This is a genomic window from Spirochaetaceae bacterium (assembly GCA_009784515.1).
Classification (GTDB): domain Bacteria; phylum Spirochaetota; class Spirochaetia; order WRBN01; family WRBN01; genus WRBN01.
The window spans coordinates 1-6827 of the sequence record WRBN01000093.1; the positions used below are offsets into that span (position 1 = coordinate 1).

Genomic DNA, 6827 nt, shown 5'->3' on the forward strand with positions numbered 1-6827 from the left:
GCGCTGGTTAGGCCAATGCCGGGCACGCGCAACAGCTCGGCTTCACCGGCGGTCATTACATCTACCGGGAAATATTGCGGGTTGCGGCTGGCCCACGCCGCTTTAGGGTCGAGGTCGGTTTCTAAATTCCCTTTATTAAGTATTTCGTTATGATTAAAACCGTAAAAGCGATAAAGCCAATCGGCCTGATACAATCTATGCTCACGCAGCAGCGGGGTATCGGCGGTGGGCAGCCGTTTATCGCCGGTAACGGCCATAAAGGCCGAATAAAACACCCGCCTTAGGCCGTATTTTTGATAAAGAGCGCTACTTAGTTTTAAGATGGTGGCGTCATCTTCTTCGGTGGCGCCAACGATAAGCTGAGTGCTTTGGCCGCTGGGTATGAAAGACCGCCGGCCTTTAATTTTATCGCCGGTTAGTTCTGCGCTGGTGTTGCGTATGCCGGCCATTGTGCCTAAAATATCGGTTTTATTTTTATCGGGGGCTAAGCGGCTAAGGCTTTGCTCGCTAGGCAGCTCGATATTTACGCTCATACGGTCTACCAAAAAGCCGGCTTTATGCAGTAAGATGGGACTGGCGCCCGGTATGGCTTTAAGGTGAATGTAACCGCCAAAACTTTGCGCCCTTAACAAACGTACTACCTCTAACATTTGTTCCATTGTGTAATCGGGGCTTTTGACGATGCCGCTGGATAAAAACAATCCGTCAATATAGTTACGGCGGTAAAATTCGTTGGTTAAGGTGGCAAGTTCGTGCGGGGTAAAACTGGCTTTGGCACTATCGATAGAGCGGCGGTTATTGCAGTAAGCACAATCATAAATACAGGCATTACTTAATAATACTTTTAATAACGACACACAGCGGCCATCGGCCGTCCAGCTATGGCATACGCCGCTTACGGCCGGCCCGTGCCGGCTGGAAGAACCGGTGCTGCAACTAACATCGTATTTAGCGGCGGCCGATAGCATAGCCAGTTTGTCGTTAATAAGCATAGGCTAATGGTACACTTAATTGCTTAATTTGTCAAGCTTTATAACTAAGGGCTTAGCCGGTAAGGCCAGCCCTTAATTTAAGTTACAGCATTAAATTAAAAGTATCAAACCTTCTGGTACCATCGGTAAAGGTGGTTTCTAGGGCGATGGGGTGAAACCCTTCCCTAAAAACTAAAGTAAATTTATTATTGGTGCTAAAACCGCTGGCCTTAAAAACGCTGCCGCTATAATTAAGGTCGTACATGTACATATCTACATTATTGGGCGGGTTAAAATTAAACTCGACAAAAATATCGTCGTCCCTTTCTCTAACAATATGCGTTTGCATACCTAGCGGCGGCTGCTCCGGCGAAACCATTTCGATGTCGGCACTATGCCTAAAATTTACGCTTTCCATAATACTTACTCTCCTTATTAAATTTATTTTAGTGTAAAATATGTTTTGTTAGTTTTACTATCGTTAGTTTTTATTGCTTTTATAAGGGGAAATACTTTTAAAATTAGGGGTTTAAAATATTTTTTAAATTTTATGGCTTGCTTTTTTAATTAATTAAGCTATAATGAGGGGAAAATAATAAATTTGAGGGGAAATTATTTTATGAAGAAGTTAATTGCTGTTTTATTATTAGCTATGCTAACCGCCGGTACTTTAAGCGCCGCCAATTCGCGCTTTTTATTTAGTGGTAAAGATCCGGTAAGCATAGGAACAGGCAGTACAAATAATAGACAGCCTTAAAATAACAAAAAGTGCAGAGTAATAAAGAGTTACTAAACTTATTTTTTTGTTGACAAAATTTAATTAATATGTGCTATAATAGTAGGTATGATTAAAATAGATGATAAAGTGGGTCTTTGGTTGTATGCTACTTTTTTCTTTTGGTTATTTGCAGGGATTATGGGTAATATTATAATCTATCCGCTTCATAATTTAAGGCCTATGCATTTAATTGAACCTTTCTTACTGCTGGCTTTTATGGCTAGTTTTTATTTTAATAAGTGGTGGCTGGCCGCCATTTTAAGTACAGGCTGGGCGTGGTTTGTTGCTCCTAACGATGGCTTTTATTGGCTAGTTTTTTTGCTGGCCCTTAAGCCTTTTGGCTTAAGGCAAAACATAGCCGCTTTTGGCTTAATACTGACGGCCGTTATTGCCCGTAATATGTATCTAAATTTTCCCCCTAATACTATAATGGTAACGCTAATTACTTACCTAAGTGCTTTTTTATTTGCCTTAGAAGATAAAGGCCAGCTTTATCAGTTTTATAGTAATAGCAAAGAGCGTAAACAATTTAGGCTGTGGCTTTATCTTATTTGTTTAGCTACGGCCGGCTCTTTTGTTATAGCTTATCTAAGCGAGGTAGGTTTAGCCGGCGGTTTTCCGCTTTTACTTATCCCCGCCATCATCACCAGTTTTTACTTTAAAAACTTATGGCTAGCTGTGGCGGTAAGTGTAGGCTGGATATGGTTTATAGAGGCTAACACCAGTTTTTTTGTGGTAGCCGTTATGTTGGCCGTTCACCCCAGCAGCCGGAAGCAAAATATTATAGCTTTTGCTATTATTATGGTTAATGTATTTGCGCGTAATTGGGTTGTTGGTAATTTATCCGGCCAAGCGGTAAATTCTGGCATGGTTTATGCAACGGCGTTTTTATTTATATTACAATATGCTAAATTTTTACGGATAAGCAAGCAGTCTAAAAGAGTTACGATAGAGCTTGAAAAAATTTCTATTAGAGACAAAGATTTGCCTAAATTTATTGAGGTTTATGTAAACCAAAGTACGCAAAAAGCTATTGTTAAACCTAAAAAGGGCAATGACCCTTTTGAAAAGGAAAAACTTTACGATGCTAAAACTTTTAGGGCTGCCCGCGACTTTACGCTGGCCTATAATAACATCACCGAGCATCATTTGGCTTTTTGTATTATACATCAGGCTTATCATTTAGTGCCCGAATACGATGAAGAACGTATACTGGCCTTAGGGTTAAAACAACCTTCTTCCAGCGGCCTTAAGCGCGGCCGGCCGCGTAAAACCAAACTCCCTAAAGATGACCGACAAGATTAATGGTAAAGCTGTAAGCCTAAAGGTTAAAACTTGCCGTTTAAGGTTAGTCTTTATTATACTGAAGCTACCATGAAAAAAAAATATCTTGTTTTAGCAGCCTTTATTTTACTGGCAGTAATTATGTTAGAAAGCCAAGCCAACCGGCCGGAACAGCTTAACCTTAGTCATTTACCGGCTTGGCAGCGGCCCTTTGTACCTTATTTTGCCGAGCGCGGCTTCGAGGTAGACGATTTACTTAAATTAAGTTTTACTTTTAACCAAACCGATACACTGGTAAGGTTAATGGCTTTACAGGCGGCTTACCCCGATTTAATTACTAATATACAATTTGTGCCGGAATATAACGACTGGCTTATCACCTTTCATAATGATATGCAGCTTTATTTTGCTTACGGCCGTAAATTGCCGCACGAGCTTTTAGCGCAGGCCGATAATTTTAGGCGTTTTGTCGATTATCAACTGCCGCCCCATCAAGAAGAGCCGGTTTATCTTTATACTGCGGCCGAAGTAGCAGCCCCAGCCAATCCAGCGCCGGCGCTCAATCCGGTTTTTCATACCGCTTGGTACGAGGTACTTTACGGCGGCAGTACCCGCGAGACGATTGAGCAAAAGGTGGTGGAAACCAGCTTTTTGGGCTTTGATTTTCCCGTTCATCAAATGATTTACGAGCCTTTAAGGCAAGTAGAGGAGCAAATCTTTGCTCATATTGATGACGAAATTGCCGATTTTATTGCCACTCTTAATTTTGCCGCCGGTTACTCGTGGCGTAATATTATTGGTACAACCACGCTTAGTTTTCACGCCTTAGGCGTAGCCATCGATATTTTACCGGAAAACCGCGACCAACCCATTTATTGGATATGGGAGATGCGGCGCAATCCTAATTGGGCACAAATCCCAGCCGATGAACGCTGGCAGATACCAAACCTCATTATTGCTGCCTTTGAAGAAGCCGGCTTTTTTTGGGGCGGCAACTGGAGCCATTGGGACATTATGCACTTTGAGTACCGGCCCGAATTTTTTAAAGCTCGGCAATTTCGTCGTGAATTTAACGAATTTATAGGTTTTACTTATTTTAGAAACGTTAATTAGTTAAAAGTTGACACACACCTTAATAGTTGTTATAGATTTTCAGTTATTAGTTCAATTTCTTCTTTTGTTAAAGCCCTGTAGCTGCCGGCGGTTAGGTTACCTAACTTTAAGCCGCCAATACGCAGCCGTTTAAGTAAAGTAACTTGGTAACCAAAATGCTTAAAAAGCAGCCGTATCTCGCGCTTTTTACCTTCGGTTAAAATTAAATTAACGCTATAATTGGTCATATGATGATAATTTTTTATTTTATAAAATTCGCCGTCAATATTAAGACCGGTTTTAAATTTAGCTAATATAATTTTAGCTATGGGTTTATCAACTTTTACATAATATTCTTTTTCTATCATAGATGATGGATGGCTAACTATTTTAGTAAAAGCCCCATCGTTGGTAAAAAGCAACAAACCGCACGAGTTATAATCTAGCCGTCCTACGTTGTAAATCCTAATCTGCTTACTTTCTTTAATTAAATTAACAGCTAAAGGGCGGCCATAACCATCACTATTGGCCGAAAGGTAACCTTCGGGTTTATTAAGCATAAAGTAATAAAATTTATTGCCTGCCTTAAAATGTTTGCCATTAATAGTTAGGTTAGCCAGCTGCTCGGTGGTAAAACGCTCACCGGGCTCGGTAATAATTTTATCATCAATAGCCGCACGTTGTTCTTGTAAAAAGTTAGCCACTTTACGGCGGGCGCATAGACCGCTTACAGCCAAAAAATTATCGATACGCATAGTCATAGTAATTAGGAAGTATAAATTAAAAGTTAAAAAGTGGAAAGTGAAAATTAATATTTTTAGTTATTGATTACTTGCCGCAATGAAACGGCATTTAAATAAAGCTGATTATTGTTATCGATAGCGATTTGTCCCAGCACATCGATGGGCAAGCTAGGCTCGATAGTGGCAATAAAATAAACGTAAACCATTATTTCGCCCTGCACCAGCTGACGGTCTTCGTAACCAACCAGTAACCTAAAAGCAAGGCGGTTGTACTCTTCATCGATGGTAAGGCCGCTAATGGCCCCGCGCCAAATCACAAAGAGGCCATCGTGCAAAAAGGGCTGGCCTAACACCTCACCAATGGTAATGTTACCATCGGGTGGGGTGGTAAAATCGGGGCGGCGAGTCGATTGCGCCAGTAAATGGGCGCGCTGCCGTAAATTAACATCGGCATTAGAAAATTTAATTTGATTAAGTAGAAGGCGGGCGGAGTTATCTTGATAGTTATTAAAATAATCGAGGGCTTCGTCAAAAAGTAATAAAGCCTCGTCATCACTTAGTTCAAAAAGAGTAGGGCTGCCGGTAAATTGGTTGGGTAAATTTATAGCGGTAAAGGTAATATCGCTTAAGTTATCGCTGCGCTGCGGTCTTGTAAAAAGAGTAGCAAAAGGATTAAGATAAATTAAAGCTAAACTAATTGATAATACTAAAATAATAATTAAAATTTTAAAATTGATTTTAGGATAAAATTTAATTTTTGGTAATAATTTTTTAAAATCCTTGCTTAAAATAAAACGTGATAAATCGCTGGGGCTGTCAATATCTTTTAACTTATTAATGGCCAAGAGAGCTTTTTTGTGGTCGGGGTTTAACTCGAGGATAGCCAGCCAGCTTTTAATAGCATTGGCGGTATCGCGCCTACGCAAGGCAAGCACCGCTAACATTAAACTAATATCGGTATTATCGCGGGCAATAGCTAAGGCACGGGCCATATATAACTCGGCGCCGGCCATATCACCTTTGTAGTAGCAGCTTAAACCAAGCAGGTAAAAAAAATCAGCGCTGCTATCGTAACCGGTAACATTATTCTCCAGCAAATTAATAACTTTATCAAAGTTACGGCTTTTAAAGGCACGTTCAGCTTTGCTTAAAATAATATTAGTCATTAAAAATTTCCTGAAATTTGGCGGCATTTTTAATAAAGTTAGTACTGTCGCTAAATAAGGCGTTGCCGGCTATCAGTACATCGGCCCCAGCTTTGTATAAAGCGGCGGCATTTTGCAAATTAACGCCGCCGTCAACCTCTATTAAAAAATTTAAGCCAAGTTCTTGGCGAAAAAAAGCTAAATTTTTAATTTTAGTAAGGCTGTGCTCAATAAATTTTTGGCCGCCATAACCGGGATTAACGCTCATTATCAGTACTTTATCAAGGTAAGGTAAAATATCGCTCAGTAAAGTTAAGGGGCTGCTGGGGTTTAAGGCCACACCAACTTTAAGGCCAAACTCTTTTATTTGCTCTATGATACGATGGTGATGGCTGGTGGCTTCGTAATGAAAGCTAAGGCTATCGGCGCCGGCCATAAAAAAATCTTCGATGTGTTCTTCTAGGCGGTAAGTCATTAAATGCACATCAAAAAAAAGCGAGCTTTTAATGCGCAGGGCCGCCACCATTTGGCTGCCAAAGCTAATAGGCGGCACAAAATGGCCATCCATCACATCTAGATGGAGGGAGTGTAAGTTAGCCTCTTCGCATAGTTGTAAAGATGGCAATAAGTTAGCAAAATTAGCCGCTAATAGACTGGGGGCAACTACTTTATTCATGATAAAGTATATTATAGCATAAAAAAGCTTTTTTTGCTACCGCTTGTTAATGACAGTAACTATCCCTTTATAGGCACCAACAGTATTTATCGATGACTAGCTAGTCTAGCAATTTTATCTAGCCAAACCAACCTTAAA

8 protein-coding genes are annotated in these 6827 nt (G+C 40.4%); 3 read left to right on the top strand and 5 right to left on the bottom strand.

Features of this window, described 5'->3' with window-relative positions:
* Both FWE37_08640 and FWE37_08645 read right to left on the bottom strand, forming a co-directional pair.
* Positions 1-992: putative DNA modification/repair radical SAM protein (locus FWE37_08640; protein ID MCL2521046.1), on the bottom strand; the 992-nt coding region annotated here is incomplete at its 3' end.
* An 82-nt stretch (positions 993-1074) separates the two neighbouring features.
* Positions 1075-1389 (bottom strand): hypothetical protein, encoded by a 315-nt coding sequence (locus FWE37_08645; protein ID MCL2521047.1) that lies wholly within the window; start codon positions 1387-1389, stop codon positions 1075-1077.
* Between the two features lie 201 nt (positions 1390-1590).
* On the opposite strand from FWE37_08645, the gene FWE37_08650 reads away from it, so the two are divergent.
* From FWE37_08650 to FWE37_08660, 3 genes are all read left to right on the top strand, one after another.
* Complete coding sequence (locus FWE37_08650; GenBank protein MCL2521048.1) at positions 1591-1728, top strand: hypothetical protein; 138 nt, start codon at positions 1591-1593, stop codon at positions 1726-1728.
* Between the two features lie 87 nt (positions 1729-1815).
* Positions 1816-3054: a hypothetical protein gene (locus tag FWE37_08655; GenBank protein ID MCL2521049.1), complete on the top strand. Its 1239-nt coding sequence runs from the start codon at positions 1816-1818 to the stop codon at positions 3052-3054.
* Between the two features lie 69 nt (positions 3055-3123).
* Entirely contained in the window at positions 3124-4146 is a 1023-nt protein-coding gene (locus FWE37_08660) for a M15 family metallopeptidase (protein MCL2521050.1), read from the top strand.
* Between the two features lie 29 nt (positions 4147-4175).
* On the opposite strand, the gene FWE37_08665 is transcribed toward FWE37_08660, so the two are convergent.
* From FWE37_08665 to rpe, 3 genes are all read right to left on the bottom strand, one after another.
* Positions 4176-4880, bottom strand: coding sequence for an rRNA pseudouridine synthase (locus tag FWE37_08665; protein MCL2521051.1), 705 nt, complete (start codon positions 4878-4880; stop codon positions 4176-4178).
* 62 nt (positions 4881-4942) lie between these two features.
* Positions 4943-6034 (bottom strand): tetratricopeptide repeat protein, encoded by a 1092-nt coding sequence (locus FWE37_08670; GenBank protein ID MCL2521052.1) that lies wholly within the window; start codon positions 6032-6034, stop codon positions 4943-4945.
* Positions 6027-6689: a ribulose-phosphate 3-epimerase gene (gene rpe / locus FWE37_08675; GenBank protein MCL2521053.1), complete on the bottom strand. Its 663-nt coding sequence runs from the start codon at positions 6687-6689 to the stop codon at positions 6027-6029. Before rpe ends, FWE37_08670 begins: the two co-directional genes overlap by 8 nt.
* Positions 6690-6827: the final 138 nt, after the last annotated feature.